A 26974-nucleotide genomic window follows, 5' to 3' on the forward strand; every position below is an offset into this window, starting at 1 on the left:
GTCGAGAGGCGTGGCTTGTCGCCCGCTTGGCCTGGAAAACGGCCTGCCGCGGGATTGGGGAGGCCGCGGCGGGCGCGACCTTCTTGTCGCCCCCGTCCAGGGCATCGTCGTCGATCCACCGTTGAACGGGCAGCCTCATGCCTCGGGCCGCGCCCGGGGAGGAGAGGGCGCGGGGATCAGGGGTCAGCCCGCCAGCGGGACGTTCACCGGGAGCTGGGACTGAGCCGGGATCCCGAGGAGGTCTTCGATCGTGGAGACGAACGTCTCCGCCTCGGCCAGGATCTCTTCGGCGTCGGCCTTGCTGACCCCGCGGACCATGCCCGCCTCCGCGGCGGCGCGCTTGGCGGCGCTCACCGAGAAGTAGGCGGCCCACTCGGCCAGGTGGGGCTCGGCCTCGGGCAGCAGCTCCCACGCGCTACGCAGGCGGCGCCTGCGGCCCTCCATGGGGCGCGGGCGGGCGGCCAGGATCGCCGCCGCCGCCCGAAGGGCCGCCAGATGCGCTGCCACATATCGGGATGCCGGGGTGCGGGCGTTCGCCGCCTCCGCCAGGCAGGAGCGTGAATCGGTCAAGTGTGCCCGAACCGCAGGCGACAGCCGGGGCCCGGGCGTTTCTCTAGGCCGTGGTGCCATCTCTTGCGCGCCTCCTTGGAGTCGTGGGCGGCAGCCGGCGTCTCCGCCGGTGGAGCCAACACTCGCAGACGCCACCGACATTTCCGCCGGGCTGGCCGGACGAGGAGCTTCCCCTCACCCCGTCCGGCCAGGACATGCCCACTCGTCTCCGCCGACGACGAGGACGTGTCCTTCGCCCGTGGACCTGGCCGCGGGGCTCGCTTGGGGAAGCGAATGGCCCGCGACCAGGTCCTTGGTGACGCTGAGCCGCGAGCCTCACCGTCACTACGTCGAACATAATTTCGATCAGGATCGGTGTCAACTACTTCCACGAACATAGGTTCGATGACCATGAGAACGAGCGAGCCCGAGAAGGCGAGCCGTGGCGCCAAGGCGGGGCAGAGTGCCGCAGAGGGCCGGCGGCGCGGGGTTGCGGCCGTATGGGCCGGCAGAGGCCGTCGCCGCCGAGTACGGGTGCGGCGACGGCCGGTGTTCACAGGGCTGTCAAGGCGCGCTACGGCGAGCGTTCGTCACGAGACGGAAAGGGCCCCTGACGGGCACAGGGTCACGGCGCGGCGGACCGCGTCCTCGAGCTCCGCAGGAGGCACCTCCTGCAGGAGCACGACCGTGCCCTCATCCTCGCTCTGGTCGAACACTTTCGGCACCGTCAGCGCGCACATGCCCGCTCCGATGCACACCGATGTATCTGCCTTGATTTCCATGGTGACCTACCAAGTGACAGGGAGGCGATGCACCCCGTAAGCGGCCGCGTCCGTGCGCATCGGCACCTCCTCGGGTGTTACGGCCAAGCGTAGGCCAGGAAAGCGGCGCAGCAGCGCAGGGAGGGCGATGCGCATTTCGACGCGGGCGAGCTGCTGGCCCAGGCACTGGTGGATGCCGTGGCCGAAGCTGATGTGCCCGCTCGTCGGCCTGGTGACGTCGAGGCGGTCGCCGTCGGGGAAACGGGAGGAGTCGCGGTTGACGGCGGGCACGTTGACGGCGACCGTCTCGCCGGCCTTGACGAGGGTGCCCTCGATCTCGATGTCCTCCAGCGCGGTGCGGGCCGGGCCGAGGTGGATGATCGAAAGGTAACGCAGCAGTTCCTCGATGCCGTTGTCCACCACGGACGGGTCGTCGCGCAGGGCGGCGAGCTGGCCGGGGTTGGTCAGCAGCGCGTACGTCCCCAGTCCCAGCATGTTGGCGGTCGTCTCGTGCCCGGCGATCAACAGCAGGAACGCGATGGTGGTGAGCTCCTCGTCGGTGAGCTCGCCGGTCTCGATGAGCCCGCTGATCAGGTCGTCGGCGGGCTCCTCGCGCTGGCGCAGGACGAGGTCGAGCAGGAACGCCGCGATCCGCCCCATCGCCGCATCCACGTCGGCGCGGCCGGTCTCCAGGTTGGCCAGCGCCTTGGAGTCGTCCTGGAACTGGGCGCGGTCCTCGTAAGGAACCCCGAGCAGTTCGCAGATGACCAGCGAGGGAATGGGCAGCGCGAACTCCTGGACGAGGTCCAGCGGGCCGCCGGCGGCGGCCATGGCGTCCAGGTGCTCGTCCGTGATCTCCGCGATCCTGGGGGTGAGCAGCTTCATTCTGCGCACGGTGAACTGCCCGGTGAGCAGCTTGCGGTAGCGCGAGTGCTCCGGCGCGTCCATCCGCAGGAACATCCCGGGCGGCACGGCCATGGGCATGCCGGACTGATTCCTCTTGAGCGGGATCAGCGGGTGCATGTGCTCCGGCCGGGCGCTGAAGCGGTCATGGGCCAGCACCGCGCGGGCGGCGGCGTGGCCGGTCACCAGCCAGCCCTGGTGGCCGTCGGCGTAGGTCAGGCGGTGTATGGCGCCCTGTTGTCGCAGGTGCGTGACCTCGTCGGGAGGGTCGAACGGGCGCTGCCTGGCCATGGGATAGGTCAGTTCGGACATGTCGCGGCTCCTTTCCGAGCTGATCCCATAAAATCTCATTCATTGCAATTTTTCAACAAGCGCAAAACTCGTCTCGGTGCGATATAGTGCCGGGCATGGTGGGACTGCGGGAGCGCAAGAAGCAGCGCACGCGCCAGGCGCTGGTCGAGGCTGCGCTCAAGCTGTTCGACGAGAAGGGGTATGAGGAGACCACGCTGGCGGAGATCGCGGCGGCGGCCGACGTGTCGACGCGCACGTTCTTCAGCTACTTCGCCGGCAAGGAGGACGTGATCTTCGGCGACCTCAAGGGCTGGCTGGACGCGGCCATCGCCGAGTGGGCGGTCCTGGCCCCCGATGAGTCGCCCGCCGACCTGCTCCTGCGGATGATCGACGAGAGCCACGAGCGGCTCGCCGTGCACAACGAGGTCACGGCCAAGGACGCGGCGCTCCTGACGCGGCTCGTCATGTCGGAGCCCGCGTTGCAGGCCAAGGCGCTGCACCTGCTGTTCGACAGCCAGCTCACGCTCGCGCGGGGGCTGCACGAGGCGTACGCGGGCGAGCTGGACCTGATCGACGCGGCCGCGGCGGTGGGCGCGGTCGTCGGCGCGGCCAAGCTGGCCGCCTTCGCCAGCCTGGACGGCGACCCGTCGCCGGAGGAGGTCAGGCGGGCGGCCCGCCGCGCCGCCGAGCTCGCGGCGTCCGGTCTGCGCACCCTCGGCCGTCAGCCGTCCTGACGGGTTGGCGGACGGGGCGCCGCTTTTGAGAAACTGGCTGCCTTGAGGCGAAGGGAGCGCGGATGGCGGGCAACGGCCGACGATGGCCGATCGGACTCATCCTGCTGGTGTTGGGGCCTGTCCTGACGGCGGTGTACGCGGGCGTCAACCACGTGGCCATCCGCATGGCCTCCAAGGCGCAGGTCACGGGGCCCGAATGGCAGGGCGGCCGGGGCCGGGTCGGGGCCGATGGACTGACCTCAATGGGCGTGGACGCCTGGCGGCTGACCTGGTGGATCGCGGCGTTCGCCGGCGTCCTGGCGGTGGCGTTCGTCGTCATCGGCCTGCTGCTGCGCCGTCGTTCCCGGGGCCGCACGGTCCTGCTCGTCTTATCGGGCGTGCTCATCGTGCCGTACGCGTTCGCGTTCTTCGTCGCGCTGTACAACCCCATGCGGCTCCTGGCGGGGCTGTACGACCAGGCCGACTTCGAGAACGGCATACCCTCGTGGCAGTCGGGCACGGCGCTCCTGCTACTCGCCGCCGGCTTGTCCCAGGCGATCGGGCTGTCGATGGCGGCCGGGGAAGGCAAGCGCGCCCGGCAAGCGGCCGACGCGCCGCCGGCCCCGTGACCGTCACGGGCAGTTCGGGTTCGACCAGGTCGTCCAGCCCTGCGCGGCGCCGCCCTCGCCGGTCGCCACCCAGCCGGGCGGCGGGGCCGCGTCCGGAGGGACGACGGCGGTGCAGGCGTCCTGCGGCGGCGAGCCGTCGAAGCGGCGGAGCTCGGTCCACCAGATCCGGTACGACAGCGGCACCCAGACGTTCCACTTGACCCGCTTGTCCAGCGCCACCGCCTGCCCAGGACGCGGGGCGGGCAGCCAGTCCCGGCCACCCGACGGCGGGCTGGGCGCCAGGTGGGCGGTGAAGGCGATGTTGATCAGCGCCAGCCCGCCCGCGACCAGGAGCCGCGCCCGGCCCGCGGTGAGGAAGGCGGCGGCGACCAGACAGGCCAGCAGGATCAGCGCGCACAGGGACGTGCGGACCATGTCGAGCTTGTCCGGCACACCCGTGAGAAAGATCACTTCGGGGAAGTCGAAGGCGATGAAGCCGTAGCGGTCCAGCCGGTCGCCCGCGTACCACGCGGCCACGCCGCCCGTCACGGCCAGCAGCCCCGTGGCGGCCGCCGCGTACCTGAGCACCGCCGGGCGTCCGACGCGGATCAGGGCGAGCGCGCCGGCCAGTGTCCAGGCCACCGCGACGCAGGCCAGGTAGCGGCCGTAGACGTAGTTGCCGACCCGGTGCTCGTCGGGCAGGGCGGCCGAGGAGGCGTAGGCGATGCCCAGGGTCGTCACCAGCAGGATCCCGGCCAGTACGCGGTGCGCGAACGGCGCGGCCCGCCGCATGAGCAGCACGACGGCCCCCGCCATCCCGACGCCCGCCAGCCCCCATGTGCCCACGATCAGGTACCAGAGCTGCCCGGCCGCACCCGACAGCGCCCACGCCTGCCCGTCGGCGCTCGTGAGCCGCGACACCAGCATGCCCGTCAGGTCGCGTGCCCCACTCGGATACAGCGCGGCCGACAGCGCCCCGTTGAGCACCTTGCCCACCGCGAGCGTCGCGCCCGCCGCCAGCAGCGCCCCCGCCGCCGCCCGCGGCGGCACCCGCCGGAACACCACCGCGACGGTCAGCGCGAACACCGCCAGGACGACCATCCCCCGCAGGTGCACCCCCATCGCGAACCCCGAGATCGCCCCCGCGGCCACCGCGGCCCTGACGGATCCGCGCGCGACGAAATCGTGCGTGGCGACCAGCCAGCCCAGCACGAGCGCGGGCAGGATCGCGTCGGCCAGTGCCAGCCCCGAGAACAGCAGCAACGCCGGCGACAGCCCGGCCACGAACGCCAGCACCAGCGACGCCCTGCCACCCAGCCCCATGCGCCGCAGCAGCAGGTACGCCAGCGGGAACGCCCCGGCCGCCGCCATCGACCCCACGACGACCACCAGCCGGTAGGCCGTCACCGGGTCCGCGACGAACCAGAAGATCGGGACGAGCACGGAGGCGTACCCGGCCTGGTAGAAGGTCGAGCCGCTCAGGTCCGCGCCCGGACCGCCGGCCAGCCAGCGGGCGGCGAGGAGGTAGCCGGTCTCGTCCGGGTTCGCGACGGGCCCCGTGTGGTACCGGTACAACCACAGCCGCAGCGCCACCTGCGCGATCCAGCCCGCTGCCAGCACCCAGCCCAGCCGCGACCGGCTTCTTCGCACCTGCCGGACGGGCGCTCGATCTGTACACGCCGTTGTCATGGGATCCCCCCTGAATGTCAGGAGGGATCCCAGCAAGAGATCGATAACCCGGCCGTCACCACATCCGGTTATGCGGAGGTTATGCCGGGCTTGGGATCATTCAGACGCGCTTGAACTTGCCCCGTACGTGCACCGGCACGCCCTTGCCCAGCATCCCCGGCAGCACCTGGGCCACGTTCATCGGCATTCGCACGCATCCGTGCGAAGCCGGATACAGCGGCACCGACAACGCCCCGTGGAAGGCGATCCCGCCGTTGAAGAAGATCGGGTTGTACAGCTCGCCCAGGTAGGACTTGTGCCAGCCGCTGGCCCGCCACGTCGTCTTGTAGTTGCCCGTCGGCGTGCTCGCGGATCCGCAGAACCGCTGCCGCTTGCCCTGCCACGTGGCCGTCTCGCAGTAGGGGACGTTGCTGCCGGACGACACGTGGGTGATCAGCTTGGCCTGCCCGTCGACGTACAGGACCATGATCTGCTTGGTGAGATTGACCTCGGCCCGCGTGGCTTTGCCGTTCTTGACCAGCACCTTGGGGGCCTGCGGACTCTCCAGCGCGTCCCACGTGCGACTGGCGATGGTGCTGCTCGGTTTGATGCCGTTGACCTTCTGGAACGCCCACACGGCCGTCAGCGTCGTGCCGCCGTAGCGGCCGTCGGCCTTGCCCGGCCGGTAGCCGAGTTCGGTCAGGCGCCGCTGCACCCACTGGACGGACTTGCCCTTGGTCCCGAGCTTGAGCGTCTTGCGCGGCGCCACGACAGGGTCGGCCGTGACGGCCGGGCCGGCCAGCGCGCCGGCGGCGGCCGGCCTTTCCGAGGCCGCTAACGCCTTGCCAGGTGACCAGGACGGTGTACGTTGCGTTGCCTGAGTGCCGCACCCCGAGACGACGACGGCTCCCGCCGTCAGGAGAGCGGCTATCGCGGGCAGTCGAGCCCCCACCCGTACCACTTCACATACCTCCCAAATTTAGATCAGAGGACCTTACACTACTCACCGTAAACCAGTAATCACCGGGTCAATCTGTTTAGATTGTCGTCATGTCTGAGAAGTTGCCGGCCAACGCCGTCGTCGTGGAGTCAGCGCTGCGTGAGCTGGGCGCGACCGGCGAGATCGTGGTGCTGCCGGAGAAGGCGCCCACTGCCGCCACCGCCGCGGCCCAGGTCGGGTGCGAGGTCGGGGCCATCGCCAACAGCCTGGTCTTCGACGCCGACGGCGAGCCGCTGCTCGTACTGACGAGCGGGGCGCACCGCGTGAACGTCGAACTCGTCGCCCGCACCGCGGGCGTGGGACGGGTACGCCGGGCCACACCGGAGTTCGTCAGGGCGGCCACCGGCCAGCCGATCGGGGGCGTGGCCCCGGTCGGACACCCCGCACCGCTGCGGACCCTGGTCGACAACTGGCTGAGCAAGCACGAGGTGGTGTGGGCGGCGGGAGGGCATCCGCTGACGGTGTTCCCGACGACGTTCGACGAGCTCGTCCGGATCACCGGGGGCACCCCTGTGGACGTCGAGTAGGGTGCGACGGGTGATCGAGTTTCGCGGGGCGGGTCCCGCCGAGTTCATCGAGCGCCTAGACACGGTGATCGACATATACACGGCAGCCATGAACCCGCCCCGGGATCAGATCACCGGCCGCAAGACCATCATGCGAAACCACGGGACATATCCCCATTTTCAGTGCTATTTCGCTGAATTGCGCGATATATCCCCCGCGACCGGCCGCCCGGAACCCCGCATCGTCGGTTTCGCCTACGGTTTCCGCGGCGCCCCCGGCCAGTGGTGGCACGACGTGGTCAGCCGAGCCCTCACCGAACGCCTGGGCCAGCAGGCCGCCGACGCCTGGCTCGGGTACGCCTTCGAACTGGCCGAGATCCACGTCCACCCCGACCACCAGGGCAAGGGCGTCGGCCGCGCCATGATCAGAACACTCTGCGCGGGCCGCGGGGAACGCTCGGCCGTCCTGTCGACGCACGACCAGCCCACGGCCGCCCGCCACCTTTATGCCAGCATGGGCTTCACGGACCTGCTGACGAAATTCGTCTTCCCCGGCGGCTACGAGAACTACGCGATCGCGGGCCGCCCGCTCCCCTTGACCTGAGCGTTACACCTGATGAAAACGTGACTCCTGGGTTTGCCGAGGATGACTCCGGGCACCATTCCTGACAGAAAGTAACCGCACCTTTACCCGTCGGCTACTATCCCCCGGCCCGTCACCCGCCCGGTCCCCCTGCGAGCGGGTGACGGGCCTCTTCATCATCAACCCCTTCAAAATCATCATTTTGTACGGCAGGCCAACGGCACCCACCCACCGGCCAGAGCTGGGGGCCTCCAGGGAGACGGTGTCTGACCCGCACGAGTCCGGCACCGTTACGGCGGAACATGGGCCCGCCAAGTGGTTCACAACAGCCCTGGGCGGGGGGGATTAGATCATGCGGACATTGGGACGGCATCGAGGCGTTGGAAGACCTCGCGGCTGGCGCTGGAGCGGTTGAAGGTGATGAAGTGGATGCCCGGCGCGCCCTCGTCGAGCAGGCGCTGGCACAGCTCCGCGCCGTGGTCGATGCCCAGCCGCCGCACCGCCGCCGGGTCATCGGCGACGGCCTCGAAGCGCGCCGCCACGTCCGGCGGGAACGGCGCCCCCGACAGTTGTTCGGACCGCGCGATCGTGCTCATCTGCGTGACCGGCATGATGCACGGGATGATCGGCGTCTCGCACCCCTGCGCCGCCACCCGATCACGCAGCCGGAGATAGTCCTCGGCACGGAAGAACATCTGGGTGATCGCGTAGTCGGCCCCCGCCCGGCACTTCTGGACGAAGTATTCGGTGTCGGACTCGATGGACGGCGAACGAGGGTGCTTGTAGGGGAAGGCGGCCACGCCGACGCAGAAGTCGCCCGCCTGCCGGATCAGCCGCACCAGCTCCTCGGCGTAGAGCACGCCCTCGGGGTGCTGCACCCACTCGGCGCCCGGGTCGCCGGGCGGGTCGCCGCGCACGGCCAGGATGTTGCGCACCCCGGCGTCGGCGAAACGCCCCACGAGGTGGCGCAGCTCGCGGACCGAGTGGTCGACCGCGGTGAAATGCGCCACAGGGGTGAGGGTCGTGTCGTGGGCGAGCCGCTCGACGATGTCGACCGTGCGGTCGCGGGTGGAGCCGCCGGCGCCGTACGTCACCGACACGAACGTCGGCCGCAGCGACTCCAGCTCCCTGATCGCCCGCCAGAGCTGCCGCTCGCCTTCGTCGGTCTTCGGCGGGAAGAACTCGAAGGAGAACGACCTGCCCCCGGAGGCGAGCATGTCGCGGACGGTGGGAACACGATCGGGCCGGATGGAGGGTCGACCAAGCGCCATGGGTGCAAGGTTACAGGTTCATTGCCGCGACGAGCCGCCCAGTCGAACCGCAGATCCGATCTCGCCCACCCGCCCACTAGTCTCAAGACATGACCACTGACGCCGCCGGTCTGAACACGCTGCGCACGCACGTGGAGCGCGCGCTCGGAGAGTTCGTCGACCGGCAACTGCCCGCCTCCGGCGATCTCGAGCTAGAGCCGCTGCGCACGGCGGCCGACGAACTGTTGTCCGGCGGCAAGCGGCTGCGGCCCGCGTTCTGCTACTGGGGCTGGCGCGGCGCGGGCGGCACGGACGTTCCCGAGATCTTCACCGCGGCAGCCTCGCTGGAGCTGCTGCAGGCCAGCGCGCTCGTGCACGACGACGTGATGGACAGGAGCGATCTGCGCAGGGGCATGCCGGCCGCGCACCGCCGTTTCCAGGCGCTGCACGAGAAGTCGTCCTGGCACGGTTCGGCGGAGCAGTTCGGCGAGGGCGCGGCGATCCTGCTGGGCAACCTGCTGCTGATCTGGTCGGGCGAGATGTGGCGCACCAGCGGCCTGCCGCCCGAGTCGCTGGAGGCGGCCCAGGCCGTCCACGACCACATGCGCACGGAACTGATGTGCGGGCAGTACCTCGACCTGCTGGAGCAGGCGCACGGCGAGAACACGTTCGAATCCGCGCTGCGGGTGGCGCTGTTCAAGAGCGGCAAGTACTCGGTGGAGCAGCCGCTCAGGCTCGGCCTGGTGCTGGCCTCGGGGAAGCTCGCGCCGTGGATGGACGAGCTGTGCACCGGATACGGGCGGCGGGTGGGGATCGCCTTCCAGCTCCGGGACGACATCCTGGGCGTGTTCGGCGACCCGGCGCAGACGGGCAAACCCGCGGGCGACGATCTGCGGGAGGGCAAGCGGACGATGCTCGTGGCCCGAGCGCTGGCCGCCGCCTCCCCCGAGGACGCGCAGACCGTTCGGCGCCTGCTCGGGGATCCGGCGCTGGATGAGCGCGGGATCGAGACGCTGCGGCGGATCATCGACGGCAGCGGGGCGCTGCGGGAGTGCGAGGAGCTCATCGGCGACTACCTCGGCCAGGCGCTGGCCGCGCTGGAGGAGGCTCCGGTGACGGACGGCGCGCGGGCGGCGTTGACGGAGCTGGCCATCGCGGCGACGTCCCGCACGACCTGACCGGCGAGGCGCTCGCCGTCCAGCCGAACACCTCGAACGGGCGTTCGGCTGGACGTTCGATCAGCCGGACGCCTGGAGGCGCTTGGCGAATTCGGCCGCCGCCGCCCCCGGGTCCTCGGCATCCGTGACAGCCCGCACCACCACGACCCGCCGCACCCCGTGCGAGATGACCTCGTCGAGGTTGTCCAGGTCGATACCGCCGATCCCGAACCACGGCCGCGACGTCGCCAGGGACGCCGCGTGCCGCAGCAGCGGCGGCCCGGGGGCGGGACGGCCCGGCTTGGTGGGCGTGGGCCAGATGGGGCCGCAACAGAAGTAGTCGACGCCCTCCTCCACGGCCGCGGCGGAAGCCTCGGCGGCGGAGTGGGTGGACCTGCCGATGACGATGTCGTCGCCGAGTATCTCTCGCGCGACCGTCACAGGAAGGTCGTCCTGCCCCAGGTGGAGCACGTCGGGCCGGGCGGCGTAGGCGATGTCCGCCCGGTCGTTGACGGCCAGGAGTTTGCCGTGCCGGTCACAGGCGTCGCGGAAGACTTCGAGGAGGGCGAGTTCGTCGCGAGCCTCCAGGCCCTTCTCCCGCAGTTGGATGATGTCCACACCGCCGGCCAGCACCGCGTCGAGGAACTCTGCCAGATCGCCGCGGTCGCGGCGGCCGTCTGTGCAGAGGTAGAGGCGGGCCTCAGAAAGCGAGGGCTTGGGCACGCCGCTTCACCTCGGTGTGACGGCCGGCCCTGATCGCCTCGATGGGCGAGCCGGGCAGGGAGTCATCTGGGGTGAAGAGCCAGCGCAGCGACTCGACGTCGTCGTAGCCGGCGTCGAGGAGCACGGTCAGCGTGCCCGGCAGGCCCTTCATCACGTCCTTCCCGTCCAGGAACACCGCGGGCACCTGTGGCCCGCCGCGCTCCCGGCGCACGCCTAGAAGCTTGTGGTCCTTGAGGAGTTGCTTGGCCCGGCCCAGCGGAAGCTCGAGGCGCGTGGCCACTTCGGGGAGAGTCAGCCACTCGTCTACGAGCCGCTCGGTCTCCCGGTCGATCTGTGCAACAGAAAGCGTCACGAAACCACAACTACCACATGCCGTGCTTGCTCAAACAACACAATCCCGTAGGGGGACATCTGGATCTACCAGGCGTTCCGTGTCGAGACGGTGTCCGGCGTCGATGATTTTACGCCCCTGGACGAGGTCTCGCGGCCGATCGACGGCGAGCACGGCGGCGAGGGTGTCGCCCGCTGTCAGCCAGACGGCCGACCACTTGCCGTCGAGGTCGCCTCGGTAGAGGAGGCGCTCGCCCGCCGGGTGGTGGCCGGCGTACTGGAGCATGTGCCCGAACTGCTCCGACCAGAAGTACGGGACCGGGTCGTAGACGGCCTCCTCGCCCATCAGGGTGGCGGCGGCGACCTCGGGGGCGTTGATCGCGGTGTCCCAGTGTTCGACCCTCAGCCGGGTCTGCCAGCGGCGCGACCACCACGCGGCGCAGTCGCCGACGGCGACGGTGTCGGGCAGGGAGGCGCGCAGGTGTTCGTCGGTGACGACGCCGTTGTGGAGGTCGACGTCGGCGCCGGCCAGCCATTCGACCGCCGGGCGTACTCCGATGCCGGTCACGACCACGTGAGCGTCGACGAACTCGCCCCCCACCAGCCGCACGCCGCCCTCGTCCACGGAGTCGACCATGGTGTCGAGCCGCAGGTCGATGCCGTCGTACCAGCGCTCGGTGCGGGCGCCGATCTCGGTGCCGACGGCGGTGGCCAGCGGCGCGGAACCGGCCTCGATCACCGTCACCTCGCACCCGGCGCGGCGGGCCGCGGTGGCGACCTCCGCGCCGATCCACCCGGCGCCGATGATCGCGACGCGGGCGCCGGGCACGAGCATGGCCCTGAGCTCGTGCGCGTCGTCGAGGGTGCGCAGCACGTGCTGCGGGCCGTCGCCGGGGAGCATGATCGGCTCGGCGCCGGTGGCGATGACCAGGCCGTCGTAGCCGAGTTCGCCTTCGGTCGTCTCCACGACGCCCTTGCGCAGCGACTTGGCGCTGACGCCCGCCCAGAAGTCCACGTCGAGGGCGGCCAGGTCGGTGTCGACGAAGCTGTTGTCGGCGTTGCCGAGCAGCACCGCCTTGGACAGCGGCGGACGGTCGTAGGGCCGATGGCGTTCCTGGCCGATCAGGGTGATCCGGCCGCCGAATCCGCGTGCGCGCAGGGCCTCCACCGTGCGCACACCGGCCAGGCCCGCTCCTACCACCACGACATGGTTCACGATGATGACCATAACCGGGCTCGTGCGCCGGCGTGACACCGAGGCCGTAGGCTGTGGATGTAGACGCGCGGGAGTCCGGCCGTAACCGGGCTGAGAGGAAGGCTTGACGGGCCTTCGACCGCAAGACACCTGATCCGGATCATGCCGGCGAAGGGAGCGCAGGTGGATGTGATCGTGGGCGGCGGGGTCGTCGGGCTCTGCGTCGCCTGGCGGGCGGCCCGTGCGGGGCTTGCCGTCACCGTCGTCGATCCGGCCCCGGGCTCGGGGGCCTCTCACGCGGCGGCCGGGATGCTGGCCCCGGTGAGCGAGGTCGCCTACACCGAGGGGCCGTTGCTGCGGCTGGGGGTGGCCTCGCTGAGCCGCTGGCCGGCCTTCGCCGCCGAACTGGCCGCCGAGAGCGGCCATGAGCTCGATCTGCGTACGGACGGGACACTCGACGTCGCCTTCGGGGCCGACGACCTGGCCGTGCTGGACGAGTTGGCCACGTACATGGACAAGCTCGACCTGCCGGTCGAGCGGCTGACCGGGCGCCAGTGCCGCCGTCTGGAGCCGATGCTGGCGCCCTCGGTGCGCGGGGGGTTGCTGGCTCCCGGCGACGCCTGGGTCGATCCTCGGCGCGTGACGGCGGCGCTGCTCGCGGCGCTGGAGCGGCTGGGCGTGCCGGTGGTGCGGGCGCGCGTGCGCGAACTGCTGCGCTCCGGCGGGCGGGTCGCCGGGGTGCGTCTGGAGGACGGCGGGCGGCTGCCGGCCGACCGCGTGGTCGTGGCGGCCGGGGTGTCGAGCGCCGAGCTGGCCGGGGTTCCTGTGCGGCCGGTCAAGGGGCAGATCATGCGGTTGCGTTCGCCTGGGCCGCTGCTGTCCCGCTGCGTGCGCGGCACTGTGCACGGCACGCCCGTCTACCTCGTTCCGCGCGGCGACGGAGAGCTCGTGGTGGGGGCCACGCAGGAGGAGCTGGGGTTCGACACCAGGGTGACGGCGGGCGGCCTGTATGAGCTGCTGCGGGACGCCAGGGAGCTGGTCCCGGGGGTCACCGAGCTCGAACTGTCCGACGTCGTGGCGGGGCTACGGCCGGGGACGCCGGACAACCTGCCGCTCATCGGCCCCACCAGAACACCGGGCCTCACCCTGGCCACGGGGCACTTCCGGGCCGGCGTGCTGCTGGCCCCGCTGACGGCGGACCTCCTCATGGCCGAGCACATCGGGGACGACGGCGGCCCGGTCGAAGGCACGGGCCCAGGGGAGCGCGCGGGCCCGATGGGCGTCGGGGGCCCGGGAGACGGCGCAGGCCCCGGAGATTTTCGAGGCCATGAAGACGACCGAGGCCCCGGGAACGGCGCAGGCCCTCAACGCCACGAGGGCCTGCGCGATAGTGGCCATAGGGCGGAGTTGAGGGAGTTGGCGGTGTTGTGCTCGCCGGAGAGATTTCGGGAAATTTCATGATTGTGACGATCAACGGGGCCGCGCACGAGGTGGCCGACGGCACCACCGTGGCGCAGGCCGTACGCACATTGACCACGGCCTCCACCGGGGTCGCCGTGGCCGTGAACGACGAGGTGGTCACGCGCAGTTCGTGGGAGACGACGGCGCTCAGCGACAGCGACCGCATGGAGGTGCTGACGGCGGTGCAAGGTGGATGATCTGATCATCGCCGGTGACAAGTTCTCGTCCCGGCTCATCATGGGCACAGGAGGAGCGCCCTCGCTGGAGGTGCTCGACCAGGCGCTGGTCGCGTCCGGGACCGAGATGACCACCGTGGCCATGCGGCGGCTCGACCCCGGCGCCCGCGGTTCCGTCCTCGACGTGCTGCGCGAACGCGACATCAAGGTGCTCCCCAACACGGCCGGCTGCTTCACGGCGGGCGAGGCCGTGCTGACGGCGCGGCTGGCCAGGGAGGCGCTCGGCACGAACTGGGTCAAGCTCGAAGTCATCGCCGACGAACGCACCCTGCTGCCCGACCCGATCGAGACCTTCGACGCGGCCGAGCGGCTGGTGGCCGACGGGTTCGTGGTGCTGCCCTACATCGGCGACGACCCGGCGCTGGCCCGGCGGCTGGAGCAGGCGGGGTGCGCGGCCGTGATGCCTCTGGGGGCGCCGATCGGGTCGGGGCTGGGGATCCGCAACCCGCACAACATCGAGCTGATCGTGGAGGCGGCCTCCGTCCCGGTGATCCTGGACGCGGGCATCGGCACGGCCAGTGACGCGGCCCTGGCCATGGAGCTGGGCTGCGACGCCGTCCTGCTGGCCACGGCGGTCACGCGGGCGCAGCGGCCCGACCTCATGGCGACGGCCATGAAGGGCGCCGTGACGGCGGGCCGCCTGGCGCGCCTGGCCGGCCGCATCCCCCGCCGCCGCTACGCCGAAGCCTCCTCCCCCATGACCCCCTGACACCCGCTCCTCGTGGCGCGAGCGACCCCAGAGCCCAGGGGCGCAGGTGAGGCTGTGTCCGCTTCACGATGAGCTGGGCCGTTCCGAGAAGCACGGCTCAGCATCGGTTTCGGGCGGTCGGGCCCTGCCAGTGGCAAAACGCCCGTAAACTCAGCCGGGTGGAAAGGACGACTGCGGACCCCTTGGTCGGGCGGCTCCTCGATGGGCGCTACCGCATCGAGAGCCGTATCGCCGGGGGCGGCATGGCGACCGTCTACCTCGCGCTGGACATCCGGCTCGACCGGACGGTGGCGCTGAAGGTCATGCACCGCTCCCTCGCCGACGACCCCGCGTTCGTCAGGAGGTTCATCGGCGAGGCCAAGTCGGTCGCCAGCCTCTCTCACCCCAACGTGGTGCACGTCTTCGACCAGGGCACCGACAACGACGTGGTCTACCTGTCGATGGAGTACGTGCCCGGCAGGACGCTCCGCGACATCCTGCGCGAGCGCGGCAGGCTGCCCGCCCGCGAGGCGCTGGAGCTCATGATCCCGGTGCTCGCCGCCCTGGGCGCGGCCCATCAGGCCGGGATGGTGCACCGCGACGTGAAGCCCGAGAACGTCCTGATGACCGACGACGGCCGGGTCAAGGTCGTCGACTTCGGCCTGGCCAGGGCGATCGAGGCGACGAACCAGACGCGTACCGGCGTGATGATCGGCACGATCGGCTACATGGCGCCCGAGCAGGTCACGCTCGGGGCGGCCGACGTGCGCAGCGACGTCTACGCGGCCGGGATCATGCTGTTCGAGCTGGTGACGGGCCAGCAGCCGTATGACGGGCAGACGCCGATGGCGGTGGCCTACCGGCACGTCCACGACACCGTGCCCGCCCCGTCGTCGGTGGCCCACGACGTGCCGCCGCTGATCGACACGCTGGTGGCGCACGCGACGGCCCGCGAGCCCGACGACCGTCCGGCCGACGCGACGGCGATGCTGGTCGCGGCCGTGGACGCGCATCGCATGTTGCCGCGGACGACGAACCCGCCGACGGGCCGCCACTCCCGGGCCCACCCGAGCGGGGCCGCCTCGATGCCCATGGGCGGCTCGGTGCCGCAAGGCGCCTCGATGCCGCAGGCCGCGCCCGCCCACACGCTGATCCAGCCGAGGGCGGAGGTGCCCGCCAGAAGAAACGGGTTCAAGCCCAACTGGTTCCTGGTGGTCCTGGCGGCCGTGATGGTGGTCGCGGTCGGGCTGACGGGCTGGTTCTTCTCCCGGCCCGAGTACGTCGCCGTCCCCGACCTGATCGGCAAGAACCTCGCCCTGGCCGAGCAGAACGCCGACGGGCTCGGGCTCATGGTCAAGAAGGTCGAGGGCCAGTACGACGAGGACGTCGCCGAGGGCCTCGTCCTGTCAACCGACCCGGTCGCCAAGGCCGAGGTGGAGAAGGGCACCACGATCACGCTGGTGCCCTCGCTCGGCCCCAAGCGCGTGGTGGTGCCCAAGACGGCGGGCATGACGGGCGACGACGCGCGGGCCGCGATCGCGGGCGCCGGGCTGACCGTGGGCGCGGTCAGGCGCCTGGCCAACCCGCAGGTCGAGCGCGACAAGGTCATCCGCACCTCGCCGCAGGTGGGCGAGAAGGTGAAGGAAGGCTCGAAGGTCAACATCTACGTCAGCGCCGGGCTGACCATGCCCGACGTGGCCGGCATGCCGAAGGACGAGGCCGCCCGCTTCCTGGGCGAGCAGGGCTTCCCCGTGCAGGTCAACGAGGTGGACGACGACGCCGAGCCGTGCACGGTCATCGCCCAGTCGCCGAAGGCGAAGTCCGAGGTGAACAGTGGCACGCCGACCATGATCACGGTGGCCCGCTGCGCGACGGACTTCTGGAACTGGTTCCGCGGCGACAACGAGGCCCGCGACGACCAGCAGTTCAGCCTGGTGCCCGGGGTGATCGGCAAGAACGTGAACGACGCCAAGCGCGACTTGGAGGCGCTGGGGTTCAAGGTGAAGGTGCACCGCCTGGGCAACGGGGGCGTGGTGCGCTTCCAGCGCCCGCTGCCCAACAGCGAGCGCCCGCCCGGCACCGAGGTGTTCCTCTGGCAGTGATCAGGGTGTCAGGTGCCCGTGGAGCCGGACTCTGGCCAGGCCGCCGTCGGGGTGGATGTCGACCCGGACGTGCGTGACCGGCTCCGTGTCCGCCAGCCGGAAACGGTGGGGTGTGTCGGGCTGGAGCCTGGTCCTGGGCAGCAGTTCGATCTCGCGGGTGCCGTCGATGCCCGTCAGCGCGACCGCTGCCGGGGCGTTGAACAGCAGGTTCGTGGTGTCAATCTCGGCCAGCGCGATCACCCCTCGGCCCGCCAGCCTGATGACGAGCCAGTCGTTGCCCTCGTCCCTGCGCCGCGCGGTCTCCCAGCCCTCCGCCTGGTGGCGGGCCAGTCCGGGGGCGATGACGTTGTTGGGGGCGGAATAGAACTCGTTGGAGCAGGCGGTGACGAGGGCGCCGTTGGCGAGCGCGGCCAGGTCGAGGCCGAGCCCTTCGTGGACCGACAGGTCGGGGCGGGCCTGTCCGTGCACGCGCAGGCGGGCGACGCCGCCGTCGGGGAAGATGTTCAGGCGTACGTGGGTGTAGCGGGCGTCGTCGGTCACGGCGAAATGGTGTTCGGCGTCGCCTGTGAGCTCGGCCGCGGGAACGATCTCCGTCCACTCGGCGGCCAGCACCTCCTCCGGTGACGGGTGGCCGTCCACGTGGGCGGCCTCGACGGAGGCGCGCGGCGGGTAGTTGCCCTTGAACCAGGCCGTGTCGATGACCACGCCGCGGATCACGCCGGGGATCCCGAGCCGGACCATCGCCCAGTCGTGGCCGGGCGAGCGTCTGCGGCGGGTCTCCCAGCCGTCGTACACCTGCCCCTTGTTGCCGAACGTCTCCGCCTGGAAGCCGGGGCGTCCCGGTCTGATCAGGCTCTCCTTTTCGGCGAACGACTCGTCGCTGGCCAGCACGACGCAGCCGCCGAGGGTGCGCAGGGCGAGGTCGGGCAGGGCGGTGAAGCGGGACATCTACTGCTCTCCCAACAGGAATCGTCCGTGCGGGACGCCGTCCACGGGCCGGCCGCGCAGCCAGGTGGTCAGGACGGTCCCCTTGAGCGTGCAACCGTGATAGGGGGTGACGGGGTTCTTGTGGTGGAGGAGGGAGGCGTCGACCGGGTTGTCGGCAGCGGGGTCGAAGGCCACGAGATCGGCATCATTGCCGGGCTTTATCCCGCCTTTTCCCGAAATATTGGCGAACGTTGCCGGATTTGTGGACATCCAGCGAACCACGTCCCCCAGGCTGTGCCCCCGCCGTGCGGCCTCCGTCCAGACCGCCGGCAGGCCGAGTTGCAGCGAGGCGATGCCGCCCCAGGCGGCGGCGAAGTCGGGCACCTTGAGATCGGCCGTGGCCGGCGAGTGGTCCGACACGACGCAGCTCAGCACGCCTCTGGCCAGCCCGTCCCAGAGCAGGTCGCGGTTGGCCGCGCCCCTGATGGGCGGGCAGCACTTGAAGGAGGTGGCCCCCTCGGGCACCCGTTCGGCCGTCAGCGTCAGGTAGTGCGGGCACGTCTCGGCCGTCACGGCCACGCCCCGCGCCCGCGCCGCCTCCAGCACCTCCAGGCAGGAGGCGCTGGAGACGTGCAGGATGTGCACCCGCGCGCCGGTCTCCTCGGCCAGCCGGACGACCTCCGCGACGGCGCTGCGCTCCGACTCCCCAGGCCGCGAGTCCAGAAACTCCTGGTAGGTCGGGCCGCCTGGCTCCGTGAGCAGCGCCGGGTCCTCGGCGTGCACGACCACGACCCCGCCGAACCCGGCGACCTCCTCCAGCGCGAGCCGCAGCTCGGCAGGCCCCAGCGGCGGGAACTCCGCCACCCCTGACGGCGACATGAAGCACTTGAACCCGAACACGCCCCGCTCCCGCAGCGGCGCCAGGTCCTTGACGTTGCCCGGCACGGCCCCGCCCCAGAACCCGACGTCCACGTGGCACTGGCCCTCGGCGGCGCGCAGCTTGGTCTCGAAGGCGGCCACGTTCACGGTCGGCGGGAGCGAGTTGAGCGGCATGTCCAGGATCGTCGTGACGCCTCCGGCCGCCGCCGCCCTGGTCGCCGAGTCGAACCCCTCCCAGTGGGTCCGGCCCGGCTCGTTGACGTGCACGTGCGTGTCGACCAGGCCGGGGAGCAGGGCCAGGTCGCGCAGGTCGATGTCCTCGGCGGCGTCGAGGGGCGCGGCGTGGTCGTACAGGGCCGTGATCTTCCCGTCCCGTACGGCGACCGCCGCCGCCCGCTCGCCCTCCGGCGTGATCGTCCTGCGGGACCTGACGACCAGGTCGAATCCGGTCATCCCGCGCTCTCGGGGAGCTGCTCCGCGGCCACCCGGGCGGCCAGGCGTTCGAGCAGGGGCCCGGCCTCGGCCATGCAGCGGGCCGGGTCGGGCTCCAGGTCGCTCAGCGCGTACGCGGCCCTGATGCCGGCGGCCCGCAGTTCGGCGTCGCCCAGCGTGCGGCGACCGCAGACGGCCACCACCGGGACGCCCGCCCCGGCCGCCGCCTGGGCCACGCCGATCGGCGCCTTGCCGCGCAGCGACTGCTCGTCGAGCGAGCCCTCACCCGTGATCACCAGCCGTGCGCCCGTCACGTGCTCGCCGAACCCGAGCAGGTCGAGCAGGTAGCCGATGCCGGGCCGGAGCTCGGCGTGCAGGAACGCCAGCGCCGCGAACCCGACTCCGCCGGCCGCCCCCGCGCCCGGCGCCCCTGCCACGCCCATCGCCCGGGGGGTGTCGTCGTGCTCGACGGCGCCCATGAGGCCGTGGGTGGCGGTGGCGACGGCGGCCAGGCGGGACAGCGCGGACTCCAGCGCCTTGACGTCCTCGGGCGTGGCGCCCTTCTGCGGCCCGTAGACGGCGGCGGCGCCGTGTGGGCCGAGCAGGGGGTTGTCGACGTCGCTCGCCACCACGAACTCAACCCCAGAAACATCCATAAATCCGGACATGTCAATGCGGGACAGCGCCTTCAGCGCGGCACCACCCCGCACCAGCTCGTTCCCGTCCTCGTCCAGCAGCCGGGCCCCGAGCGCCTGAGCCATCCCGGCTCCCCCATCGGTGCACGCGCTCCCGCCCAGGCCCAGCACCACCCGCTTGGCCCCACGGCGCACCGCGTCGGCGATCAGCTCGCCGGTGCCGAAACTGGTCGCCGTCAACGGCTCGTGCCCGCCGGGAAGCCGGCGCAGCCCGGACGCCTCGGCCAGCTCGACCACGGCCGTGCCCGCCTGCCAGGCGTAGGAGGCCGGGACGCGCTCGCCCGTCGGCCCGGTAACCTCGATCGTGACCCGGCCGAACCCGCAGGCCACGGCGGCGTCCACGGTGCCGTCGCCGCCGTCGGCGACAGGCAGCTCCACGGTCGGCACCCCGAGCCCCGCCGACACCCGTGAGGCCACCTCCGCCGCCGTCAGCGACCCCTTGAACTTGTCAGGGGCCACCAGAACATGCTGAACCACTACGAACTCCCACACGATGGTGAACAATGTCCTGACGCGCCTTCCTGCCCGGTGCGAGCGGGCAGGAAGGCGTGCCTCATCATCCTGACATTGAGGGGCCCCGGCGAACCACGCCGGTAGACCGCTCGTGAGGTCGCGGGAAGAAGCGGCTAGGACAGCACCCGGATGAACTCCTCCAGCGAGTACCGGCCGTCCTGGTCGAAGTCGGCCTCCTGGCTCATCGCCCCCAGCGCCTCGGCGGGGAGGTCGGGGAAGTGCCGCTTCAGCTCGATCTCGCTGATGTAGCCGTCGCCGTCGGTGTCGATCGCGGCGAAGGCGCTCTTGAGCTCCGCCAGCCGCCGGTCTGAGAGTTCCGCCGACACGAGAGAACCACCTTCCTGGTCGTTTCCGGACATTATCCACCCTGCGGAACGACGACCTCATTGGGGTGCGACGCTAGACGACGCCGGCCCCGCGCTCGCGTGCCAGCCTCGTCAGCCGGCGACGGGCCTCGGCGCCCGCGCGGCCGGCGGCGTCCTGGGAGACGGTCTTCAGCTCCCCGTCCTCGACCACGCTGCGCCCGCCGACCAGCAGCCGGGCCAGGGGCGGTGGGGGGCCGAACACCAGCGCGCACACCGGGTCGGCCACGGCGGAGGTGAAGGGGCCGTCGATCCGCCACAGGGCGATGTCGGCGAGCTTGCCGGGTTCGAGGGAGCCGAGTTCGTTCTCGCGGCCGAGGTTGCGGGCCCCGCCGAGGGTGGCGATCTCGAGCGCCCTGCGGGCCGGCAGGGCCTCGGGGCCGTAGCGGGCGCGCTGGAAGAGCAGGGCCTGCCGCATCTCCCCGGCCAGTGACGTCAGCTCGGAGGAGGCGCTGCCGTCCACACCGAGGCCGACGTTCGCGCCGCGGCGCAGCATCTCCGAGACCCTGGCGATGCCCGCGCCGAGCCGCCCGTTGGAGGAGGGGCAGTGGGCGGAGCCGGTGCCGGTGGCGGCGAGCTTGCCGATGTCGGAGTCGCTGAGGTGCACGGCGTGCGCGAACCACACGTCGGGCCCGAGCCAGCCCAGTTTGTCCATGTAGTCGACGGGCCGCAGCCCGAACTGGGCCAGGCAGTGCTCGTCCTCGTCGAGGGTCTCGGCGACGTGCGTGTGCAGGCGTGCCCCTTTGGCCCTGGCCAGGGCGGCGGCCTGGGTCATGAGTTCGCCGCTGGCCGAGAACGGCGAGCACGGCGCGACCACGACGCGCACCATCGAGGAGAAGGACGGGTCGTGGTAGGCGTCGATCGCCTCGGCCGTGGCGGCCAGGATGTCGTCCAGCTCCTCGACCACCTCGTCGGGCGGCAGCCCGCCGGACGAGGCGCCCCGGTCCATGGAGCCGCGCGCGGGGTGGAAGCGGATGCCCACCTCGCGGGCGGCCTCGATCTCGGCGGCGAGCAGGTCGCCCCTGCCTTTGGGGAAGACGTAGTGGTGGTCGCTGGAGGTGGTGCAGCCCGACAGCGCCAGCCAGCTCAGCCCGGCCCCGGCCGCGCCCTTGACGACGTCGGCGTCCATGGCGGCCCACACCGGGTAGAGCGCCACGAGCCATTCGAACAGCGTGGCGTCCTGGGCGAGCCCCTGCGAGGCCCACTGGTACAGGTGGTGGTGGGTGTTGACCAGCCCGGGGGTGGCCAGGCAGCCGGAACCGTCGATGCGGACCGCGCCGGGCACGTCGGGCGCGGGACCGGCGGCCACCGCGACGATCCGATCCCTCTCAATCCTGATATATCCGGATTCGATCTCTTGGCCGACGACCGGGGCGACGTGAACGTCGTGGATCACGATCGTGCTCAACGCGACTCCGCCTTCCTGGCCGCGGCCAGCCGTACCGCGTCGAGAATCTTCTCGTAGCCCGTGCAGCGGCACAGGTTGCCCGCCAGCGCCTCCCTGATCTCCGCGTCAGACGGCCGCTCCACGCGTTCGAGCAGGTCGTGGGCCTGCACCAGCAGGCCGGGCGTGCAGAAGCCGCACTGTACCGCGCCGCACTCCACGAACGCCTCCTGCACCGGATCGAGCCGGTCGCCCTCGGCCAGCCCCTCGACGGTGCGGATCTGCCGCCCCTCGGCCTGGCCCGCCGCGACCAGGCACGCGCAGACCGGCACGCCGTCGAGGTAGACCGTGCACGAGCCGCATTCCCCCTGCTCGCAGGCGTTCTTGGAGCCGGGCAGGCCGAGGCGCTCGCGCAGCACGTACAGCAGGCTCTCGCCCTCCCAGACGTCGTCGGCGCGCTCCTCGCGGCCGTTGACCGTGAACGTGACGCGCATCAGGCGGCCCTCCTTCCCAGGTGGTCGTTCCACGCCCAGGTGAGCGTGCGGCGGGCCATCACGCCGATGGCGTGCACCCGGTAGGAGGCGGTGCCGCGCACGTCGTCGATGGGCGCCGCGGCGGACGCGCACAACTCGCCGAAGCGCCGCAGCAGCGCGGGGTCGAGCGGGGCGTCCCAGTCGAGCTCGCGTGCCAGCAGGTCCTCGGCCGCAAGGGCCCGGCGCGGCGTGGGCGCGGCGGAACCGATCCCCGTGCCGACCCGCCGCTCCCCCGGATGCAGGGCGATCGCGAACGAGCACACCGCGATCACCATGGCGTTGCGGGTGCCGACCTTGGAGAAGTACTGCGGCCCCGTGGCCGGCGGGACGCGCACGGCCCTGATCAGCTCGTCCGGCTCCAGGGCGCTGCGCTTGACCCCCAGGTAGAAGTCGGCGGCGGGGATCATCCGCACGCCGCGCTCGCGCGACTCCACCTCGACCACCGCGCCGGCGGCCAGCAGCGGCGGATGGCTGTCGCCGGCGGGCGAGGCCGCGCCCAGATTCCCGCCGACGGATCCGCGGTTGCGGATCTGCGGCGAGCCGACCGTCCGCGCGGCCTGGGCGAGCGCCGGCAGCGGCCCGCCCAGTTCCTCGATGACCGTCGTGTACGGCACCGCGGCCCCCACCCGGCACACCTGGCCCGCCATGCTCCACTCGTGCAGTTCGGCCACCCTGTTGAGGTCGAGCAGCGCGGCGGGCCTGCGCACGTCGAAGTTGATCTCGACCATCACGTCGGTGCCGCCCTGGATGGGCACCGCGTCGGGCCGGTCCGCCTTGGCGGCCAGCGCCTCTTCCCACGTCGTGGGCCGCAAGAAATCCATCGTCGCGCTCACTCCCAGGCGAATCCGGCGTCGGGCGCGTCCTCGCGCAGCACGCCGCCCTCGATGAGACCATAGGGGCGGTCGGCGGCGTGGAAGACCTCGTTGTCGTTGTCCAGGCCGAACGGCGACAGGTCCACCGCGAAGTGGTGCTTGTTCGGCAAAGTGAGCCTGACCTCGCAGATCTCGGGGCAGGTGGTCAGGGCGCGCTCGCCCATGGCGTACAGGGTCTGCTGCAGCGACAGGCTGTGCGTGCCGGCGAACGCCTCCAGCAGGGCGCCGCGCACCTGCTCGTACGACTTGGCGTAGGAGGGGGTCTGGCCGGTGTGCCGCCAGCGGGCCGCGACGGCGGTGGCCAGGACGCGGTCGTCGGTCGGCTGGAGCGTCGTGTACGGATCCACGATGTAGCCGTGGAACTCCGACCCGGTCGAGTTCAGCACGACCAGGTCCTTCAGCCCCGACACCACCGTGGTGCGGCCGTCCCTGTCGTGGTGGACGACGCACGTGCGCACCTCGCCGCCGTCGCGGACGAACGAGTGCGGCCCCCGGCGGTTCCACGCGTACTCCTCGACCTCCACCCTGGCGTGGTGGACGGTCGGCCGCGTCTCGACGAAGTGCCTGGCCAGCAGGAGGGCGAACGTCTCGATCTCGGCCACGCCGTGCTCGCGGGCGAAGGCGAACACGGTGTTCTTCTGCGAGTCGGTCGGCAGGACGGCGGCGTTGTCTCCGCTCAGGTGGGCGGCCTCCATGTCGCCGGACAGCGCGGTGCTGACGTTGACGTCCTTGATGTGGTGCACCGGGCCGTCTTTGACGACGCGGACGAGCCTGGTCTCCGCCTTGCCGTAACGGTTGGCCCCGAGCTTGACGGTCATCTAGCTCCCTCGGTACGTGGAGTAGGCGTACGGGCTGAGCAGCAGCGGAACGTGGTAGTGCCCGCCGGGGTCGGTCACGGTGAAGGTGATGACGACCTCGGGGTAGAAGGTGTCCTTCAGGTAGGCGCCGGTGTCGAAGACGACGCGGTGGACGCCGGCGCCCGGGGTCCAGCCCTTGATGCGGCCGTCGTCGTCGGTGCGCCCCTCGGCGACGACCCGGCCGTCGTGTTCGAGCCGTACCCGCAGGCCCTCGGCCGGCCGTCCGGTGACCGCGTCCAGCACGTGCGTGGAGAAGCTCATCTCCCCTCCTCCATGAGCTTGACCAGCCGCAGCCGGGTGATCGCGGCCAATTCTCCGCGCACCACGTTCCGCTCGGCCGCCTCGTCGTTGCCCAGTCGCCCGCGCAGCATGGCCAGCATCTCCGTGCCGCTGAGCCCGCTGGCGCACACCAGGTACACGTGCCCGAACCGCTCCTCGTAGGCGCGGTTGCCCTCGGCGAGCGCCGCGCGGACCTCGTCCTCCACCCCGGACTGCTCCTGCCGCGACCACGCGGCCTCCCGGCCGCCGCCGGCCCGCTCCCCGATGCGCGGATGCGCGCCGAGCGCCTCCAGCACCTCACCCCACCCCAGCCGCCGCACGGCCCTGCCGGCAGCGTCCAGCAGCCCCTCCACCTCCGCGAACGGCCGCAGGGCCGCCACGCCGGCGGCGAAGGCCCGCGAGGCGCAGCACCTGAGCAACTCCGCCTCGGCGTCGGGTCTCGGGCGGGCGTTGAAGGCCGCCAGATTGGATGTTTCGGACATATCAGAAGTACACACATGTCCTTCGTGCCCGGTCCATCCGCGAGAACTCCGAACTCCGGGGGCGGGCGGCCCACGATTTTCGTGTCATGCTCCAACGGGGTCAGATCGTGAAGACGGTCTTTCCCCGGGCGCCGCCCCTGGTCAGGTCGCGCAGGGCGGCGGGCGCCCGCTCCAGGGGGACCAGCGACTCGACGATCACACGCAGGGCGCCGCTGTCGATGGTGTCGGCCAGGGTCGTCAGGATCGGGCGGGTGACGTGGTTGACGACGTTCACGCCGCGCAGGCTGCGCGCCGCCAGCGCCTGCGGGTCGAGGGCGTGGATGGCGCTGCAGATGACGCCGCCGGGACGGAGCAGGTCGGCCATGGCGTCGATCGCGTCCGGCGGGGTGACCAGGTCGAGCACGACGTCGACGCCCTCGGGGTGGGCCGCGTGCACCTGGTCGGTCACGGAGCCCTTGGCGCGCTCGACGATTTCCCCGGCCCCGAGTTCACGCATGAGGTCGGCGGCGTCGCGGGCGGCGGTGGCGATGACGCGGGCGCCGCGCAGGGCCGCGAGCTGGACGGCCGACTGGCCCACGCCGCCCGTCGCGCCGACGATCAGGACCGTCTGGCCGTCCTGCGGGCGGGCGGCCTCGATCAGGTCGAGGGCGGTCACGGTGGCGGTGGGGACGGCGGCGGCCTGGTCGAAGGTCATGCCCTTGGGCATGCGGGCCACGGGGCCGTCCTGGGCCACGACCCCGTACTCGGCGTAGGCCCCCAGGCCGCGATCGGGGTGGGTGAAGCGGCCGTACACCTCCTCGCCCGGGCGGAAGCCGGTCACCTCCGGGCCGATGGCCGCCACAACCCCGGCCCCGTCCTGGCCCATGATCAGGGGGAAGCTGGGCGACAGGCGCATCGCGCCGCTCGCGATCTTGCTGTCGATCGGGTTGTAGGCGGCCGCGCGCAGCCGCACCAGCAACTCCCCCGGGCGCGGCTCAGGCCGGGGCGCCTCGATGAGTTCCGGGTCGGCCCCGAAGCCGGAAATGGCGATCGCGCGCATCCGCCCGTCCCCCTCGTGTGAGCTGCGTCGATGACGAGGTAGGCCTTCCCTCGGCCCGGCGCGGGGCCACCTGACTTGAAGCAAGCTTTGAACGCAGGACGCGGCGGAAGTGTCGGCCGCCCCGCCTAAACTGAGAGCCATCATGACCCCTACATCCCTCATCGGCGGACACGTGTCCGTGGCGGGCGGCCTGGCGACGGGCGGCCTCAAGTACATGGCCGAGATCGGCGCCGAGATGATCCAGGTGTTCGTCACCAACCCGCGCGGCTGGGCGCTCACGGAGGGCAAGCCCGACGAGGACGCCAAGCTGGCCGCCTCGGGCGTGGAGACGTTCGCCCACGTGCCCTATCTGGCCAACTTCGGCTCGCCCAGCCCCGAGACGCTGGCCAACTCCATCGCGATCGTCCGCCACACGCTGCGGCGCGGCGTGGCGATCGGCGCCAAGGGGGTCGTGGTGCACACGGGCTCGGCGGTGACGCAGTCGCGCGACGACGCGCTGCGCCAGGTGCGCGAAAACCTGCTGCCGCTGCTCGACGAGATCCCCGACGGCGGGCCCGATCTGCTGCTTGAGCCGATGGCGGGGCAGGGCGCGATGTTGTGCGCCACCGTCCAGGACCTTGAGCCCTATCTGGCGGCCCTGGAGTGGCATCCGAGGGCAGGGATCTGTCTCGACACCTGCCACGCCTTCGCCGCCGGTCACGACCTCGCGGCCGAGGGCGGGGTGCGGGAGACCTTCGACGCCCTGCACGCGATCGCGCCGGGGCGGCTCAAGCTGATCCACGCCAACGACTCAAAAGACGTGTGCGGCGCCAAGAAGGACCGCCACGAGAACATCGGGGCCGGCCACATCGGCGCCCAGCCGTTCGCCGACCTCATGCGGCATCCGGCGGTGGCGGGTGTGCCGATCTGCATCGAGACGCCGGGCAAGGCCCCCAAGCACGCCGAGGACATCACCCAGCTGAAGAAGCTGCGCGAAGGCTGATGCCAAGGGGCTGA

Annotated in this window: 30 protein-coding genes and 1 riboswitch; of the genes, 10 read left to right on the forward strand and 20 right to left on the reverse strand. The window is 71.5% G+C overall.

Translation table 11 applies throughout. The features are described 5' to 3' along the window. Positions 1 to 183: 183 nt before the first annotated feature. The 3 genes from ACFOY2_RS10415 to ACFOY2_RS10425 form a co-directional block, all read right to left on the reverse strand. On the reverse strand, positions 184 to 570 hold the full coding sequence (locus ACFOY2_RS10415; protein WP_379527744.1) for an SAV_6107 family HEPN domain-containing protein: 387 nt from the start codon (positions 568 to 570) through the stop codon (positions 184 to 186). Between the two features lie 569 nt (positions 571 to 1139). Next, complete coding sequence (locus ACFOY2_RS10420) at positions 1140 to 1331, reverse strand: ferredoxin (RefSeq protein ID WP_357805982.1); 192 nt, start codon at positions 1329 to 1331, stop codon at positions 1140 to 1142. A 6-nt stretch (positions 1332 to 1337) separates the two neighbouring features. Continuing rightward, positions 1338 to 2525: a cytochrome P450 gene (locus tag ACFOY2_RS10425; protein WP_379527745.1), complete on the reverse strand. Its 1188-nt coding sequence runs from the start codon at positions 2523 to 2525 to the stop codon at positions 1338 to 1340. Between the two features lie 95 nt (positions 2526 to 2620). Here ACFOY2_RS10425 and ACFOY2_RS10430 point away from each other — a divergent pair, with 95 nt between their 5' ends. Together ACFOY2_RS10430 and ACFOY2_RS10435 are read left to right on the forward strand one after the other, a co-directional pair. Next, a complete protein-coding gene (locus ACFOY2_RS10430) occupies positions 2621 to 3238 on the forward strand; it encodes a TetR/AcrR family transcriptional regulator (protein WP_379527746.1) in 618 nt (205 codons plus the stop codon). A 62-nt stretch (positions 3239 to 3300) separates the two neighbouring features. Then, positions 3301 to 3846 (forward strand): hypothetical protein, encoded by a 546-nt coding sequence (locus tag ACFOY2_RS10435; protein WP_379527747.1) that lies wholly within the window; start codon positions 3301 to 3303, stop codon positions 3844 to 3846. A 3-nt stretch (positions 3847 to 3849) separates the two neighbouring features. Here the strand turns inward: ACFOY2_RS10435 and ACFOY2_RS10440 are convergent, their stop codons facing one another. Then, positions 3850 to 5475: a hypothetical protein gene (locus ACFOY2_RS10440; RefSeq protein ID WP_379527748.1), complete on the reverse strand. Its 1626-nt coding sequence runs from the start codon at positions 5473 to 5475 to the stop codon at positions 3850 to 3852. A 139-nt stretch (positions 5476 to 5614) separates the two neighbouring features. Continuing rightward, on the reverse strand, positions 5615 to 6445 hold the full coding sequence (locus ACFOY2_RS10445) for a L,D-transpeptidase family protein (RefSeq protein WP_379527749.1): 831 nt from the start codon (positions 6443 to 6445) through the stop codon (positions 5615 to 5617). Between the two features lie 98 nt (positions 6446 to 6543). Here ACFOY2_RS10445 and ACFOY2_RS10450 point away from each other — a divergent pair, with 98 nt between their 5' ends. Next, entirely contained in the window at positions 6544 to 7020 is a 477-nt protein-coding gene (locus tag ACFOY2_RS10450) for a YbaK/EbsC family protein (protein WP_379527750.1), read from the forward strand. 10 nt (positions 7021 to 7030) lie between these two features. Next, positions 7031 to 7603, forward strand: coding sequence for a GNAT family N-acetyltransferase (locus tag ACFOY2_RS10455; RefSeq protein WP_379527751.1), 573 nt, complete (start codon positions 7031 to 7033; stop codon positions 7601 to 7603). A gap of 329 nt (positions 7604 to 7932) precedes the next feature. On the opposite strand, the gene metF is transcribed toward ACFOY2_RS10455, so the two are convergent. Further along, positions 7933 to 8853: a methylenetetrahydrofolate reductase [NAD(P)H] gene (gene metF, locus ACFOY2_RS10460; RefSeq protein ID WP_379527752.1), complete on the reverse strand. Its 921-nt coding sequence runs from the start codon at positions 8851 to 8853 to the stop codon at positions 7933 to 7935. 89 nt (positions 8854 to 8942) lie between these two features. Here metF and ACFOY2_RS10465 point away from each other — a divergent pair, with 89 nt between their 5' ends. Further along, positions 8943 to 10010 (forward strand): polyprenyl synthetase family protein, encoded by a 1068-nt coding sequence (locus tag ACFOY2_RS10465; protein WP_379527753.1) that lies wholly within the window; start codon positions 8943 to 8945, stop codon positions 10008 to 10010. Positions 10011 to 10070: 60 nt separating this feature from the next. On the opposite strand, the gene thiE is transcribed toward ACFOY2_RS10465, so the two are convergent. The 3 genes from thiE to ACFOY2_RS10480 are packed head-to-tail and all read right to left on the reverse strand — an operon-like array spanning position 10071 to position 12258. After that, complete coding sequence (thiE, locus tag ACFOY2_RS10470) at positions 10071 to 10712, reverse strand: thiamine phosphate synthase (RefSeq protein WP_379527754.1); 642 nt, start codon at positions 10710 to 10712, stop codon at positions 10071 to 10073. After that, entirely contained in the window at positions 10690 to 11064 is a 375-nt protein-coding gene (locus ACFOY2_RS10475; RefSeq protein WP_379527755.1) for an Rv2175c family DNA-binding protein, read from the reverse strand. Before ACFOY2_RS10475 ends, thiE begins: the two co-directional genes overlap by 23 nt. Positions 11065 to 11094: 30 nt before the next feature. Further along, a complete protein-coding gene (locus ACFOY2_RS10480; protein WP_379527756.1) occupies positions 11095 to 12258 on the reverse strand; it encodes an NAD(P)/FAD-dependent oxidoreductase in 1164 nt (387 codons plus the stop codon). A 57-nt stretch (positions 12259 to 12315) separates the two neighbouring features. Continuing rightward, a riboswitch (TPP riboswitch) is annotated at positions 12316 to 12431 on the forward strand. On the opposite strand from ACFOY2_RS10480, the gene thiO reads away from it, so the two are divergent. The 4 genes from thiO (at position 12421) to pknB (ending at position 16724) form a co-directional block, all read left to right on the forward strand. Next, positions 12421 to 13698, forward strand: coding sequence for a glycine oxidase ThiO (gene thiO, locus ACFOY2_RS10485; protein ID WP_379527757.1), 1278 nt, complete (start codon positions 12421 to 12423; stop codon positions 13696 to 13698). Its footprint overlaps the riboswitch before it by 11 nt. Beyond that, positions 13695 to 13895 carry a sulfur carrier protein ThiS gene (gene thiS, locus ACFOY2_RS10490; RefSeq protein WP_379527758.1) on the forward strand — a complete coding sequence of 67 codons (201 nt, stop codon included), beginning with the start codon at positions 13695 to 13697 and terminating at the stop codon, positions 13893 to 13895. The genes thiO and thiS overlap by 4 nt, the downstream gene beginning before the upstream one ends. Further along, positions 13888 to 14643, forward strand: coding sequence for a thiazole synthase (locus tag ACFOY2_RS10495; protein ID WP_379527759.1), 756 nt, complete (start codon positions 13888 to 13890; stop codon positions 14641 to 14643). Before thiS ends, ACFOY2_RS10495 begins: the two co-directional genes overlap by 8 nt. A gap of 158 nt (positions 14644 to 14801) precedes the next feature. Then, positions 14802 to 16724, forward strand: coding sequence for a Stk1 family PASTA domain-containing Ser/Thr kinase (gene pknB / locus ACFOY2_RS10500; protein WP_379527760.1), 1923 nt, complete (start codon positions 14802 to 14804; stop codon positions 16722 to 16724). Here pknB and alc read toward each other — a convergent pair whose 3' ends face one another. The 11 genes from alc to ACFOY2_RS10555 all read right to left on the reverse strand — a co-directional run bounded on the left by alc (position 16725) and on the right by ACFOY2_RS10555 (position 25978). Further along, entirely contained in the window at positions 16725 to 17672 is a 948-nt protein-coding gene (gene alc / locus ACFOY2_RS10505) for an allantoicase (protein WP_379527761.1), read from the reverse strand. Further along, positions 17673 to 18983: an allantoinase AllB gene (allB, locus tag ACFOY2_RS10510; RefSeq protein ID WP_379527762.1), complete on the reverse strand. Its 1311-nt coding sequence runs from the start codon at positions 18981 to 18983 to the stop codon at positions 17673 to 17675. Then, entirely contained in the window at positions 18980 to 20116 is a 1137-nt protein-coding gene (locus ACFOY2_RS10515) for a glycerate kinase (RefSeq protein WP_379527763.1), read from the reverse strand. The genes allB and ACFOY2_RS10515 overlap by 4 nt, the downstream gene beginning before the upstream one ends. Before the next feature lie 167 nt (positions 20117 to 20283). Further along, positions 20284 to 20496 (reverse strand): EF-hand domain-containing protein, encoded by a 213-nt coding sequence (locus ACFOY2_RS10520; RefSeq protein ID WP_379527764.1) that lies wholly within the window; start codon positions 20494 to 20496, stop codon positions 20284 to 20286. A 73-nt stretch (positions 20497 to 20569) separates the two neighbouring features. Beyond that, positions 20570 to 21940 (reverse strand): 8-oxoguanine deaminase, encoded by a 1371-nt coding sequence (locus ACFOY2_RS10525; protein ID WP_379527765.1) that lies wholly within the window; start codon positions 21938 to 21940, stop codon positions 20570 to 20572. Next, positions 21937 to 22410 (reverse strand): (2Fe-2S)-binding protein, encoded by a 474-nt coding sequence (locus tag ACFOY2_RS10530; RefSeq protein ID WP_357805946.1) that lies wholly within the window; start codon positions 22408 to 22410, stop codon positions 21937 to 21939. The genes ACFOY2_RS10525 and ACFOY2_RS10530 overlap by 4 nt, the downstream gene beginning before the upstream one ends. After that, positions 22410 to 23270 carry an FAD binding domain-containing protein gene (locus ACFOY2_RS10535; RefSeq protein ID WP_379527766.1) on the reverse strand — a complete coding sequence of 287 codons (861 nt, stop codon included), beginning with the start codon at positions 23268 to 23270 and terminating at the stop codon, positions 22410 to 22412. The genes ACFOY2_RS10530 and ACFOY2_RS10535 overlap by 1 nt, the downstream gene beginning before the upstream one ends. Before the next feature lie 8 nt (positions 23271 to 23278). After that, positions 23279 to 24139: a factor-independent urate hydroxylase gene (gene pucL, locus ACFOY2_RS10540; protein ID WP_379527767.1), complete on the reverse strand. Its 861-nt coding sequence runs from the start codon at positions 24137 to 24139 to the stop codon at positions 23279 to 23281. Then, positions 24140 to 24439 (reverse strand): hydroxyisourate hydrolase, encoded by a 300-nt coding sequence (gene uraH / locus ACFOY2_RS10545; protein WP_379527768.1) that lies wholly within the window; start codon positions 24437 to 24439, stop codon positions 24140 to 24142. Then, a complete protein-coding gene (uraD, locus tag ACFOY2_RS10550; protein WP_379527769.1) occupies positions 24436 to 24939 on the reverse strand; it encodes a 2-oxo-4-hydroxy-4-carboxy-5-ureidoimidazoline decarboxylase in 504 nt (167 codons plus the stop codon). Before uraD ends, uraH begins: the two co-directional genes overlap by 4 nt. Positions 24940 to 25039: 100 nt before the next feature. After that, the gene (locus ACFOY2_RS10555; protein WP_379527770.1) at positions 25040 to 25978 is read right to left on the reverse strand and encodes an NADP-dependent oxidoreductase; all 939 of its coding nucleotides are present in this window, start codon (positions 25976 to 25978) and stop codon (positions 25040 to 25042) included. A gap of 142 nt (positions 25979 to 26120) precedes the next feature. On the opposite strand from ACFOY2_RS10555, the gene ACFOY2_RS10560 reads away from it, so the two are divergent. After that, positions 26121 to 26960 carry a deoxyribonuclease IV gene (locus ACFOY2_RS10560; protein ID WP_379527771.1) on the forward strand — a complete coding sequence of 280 codons (840 nt, stop codon included), beginning with the start codon at positions 26121 to 26123 and terminating at the stop codon, positions 26958 to 26960. Positions 26961 to 26974 lie beyond the last annotated feature (14 nt).

It is taken from the genome of Nonomuraea purpurea (assembly GCF_042650645.1).
In the GTDB taxonomy this organism is placed as follows: Bacteria; Actinomycetota; Actinomycetes; order Streptosporangiales; family Streptosporangiaceae; genus Nonomuraea; species Nonomuraea purpurea.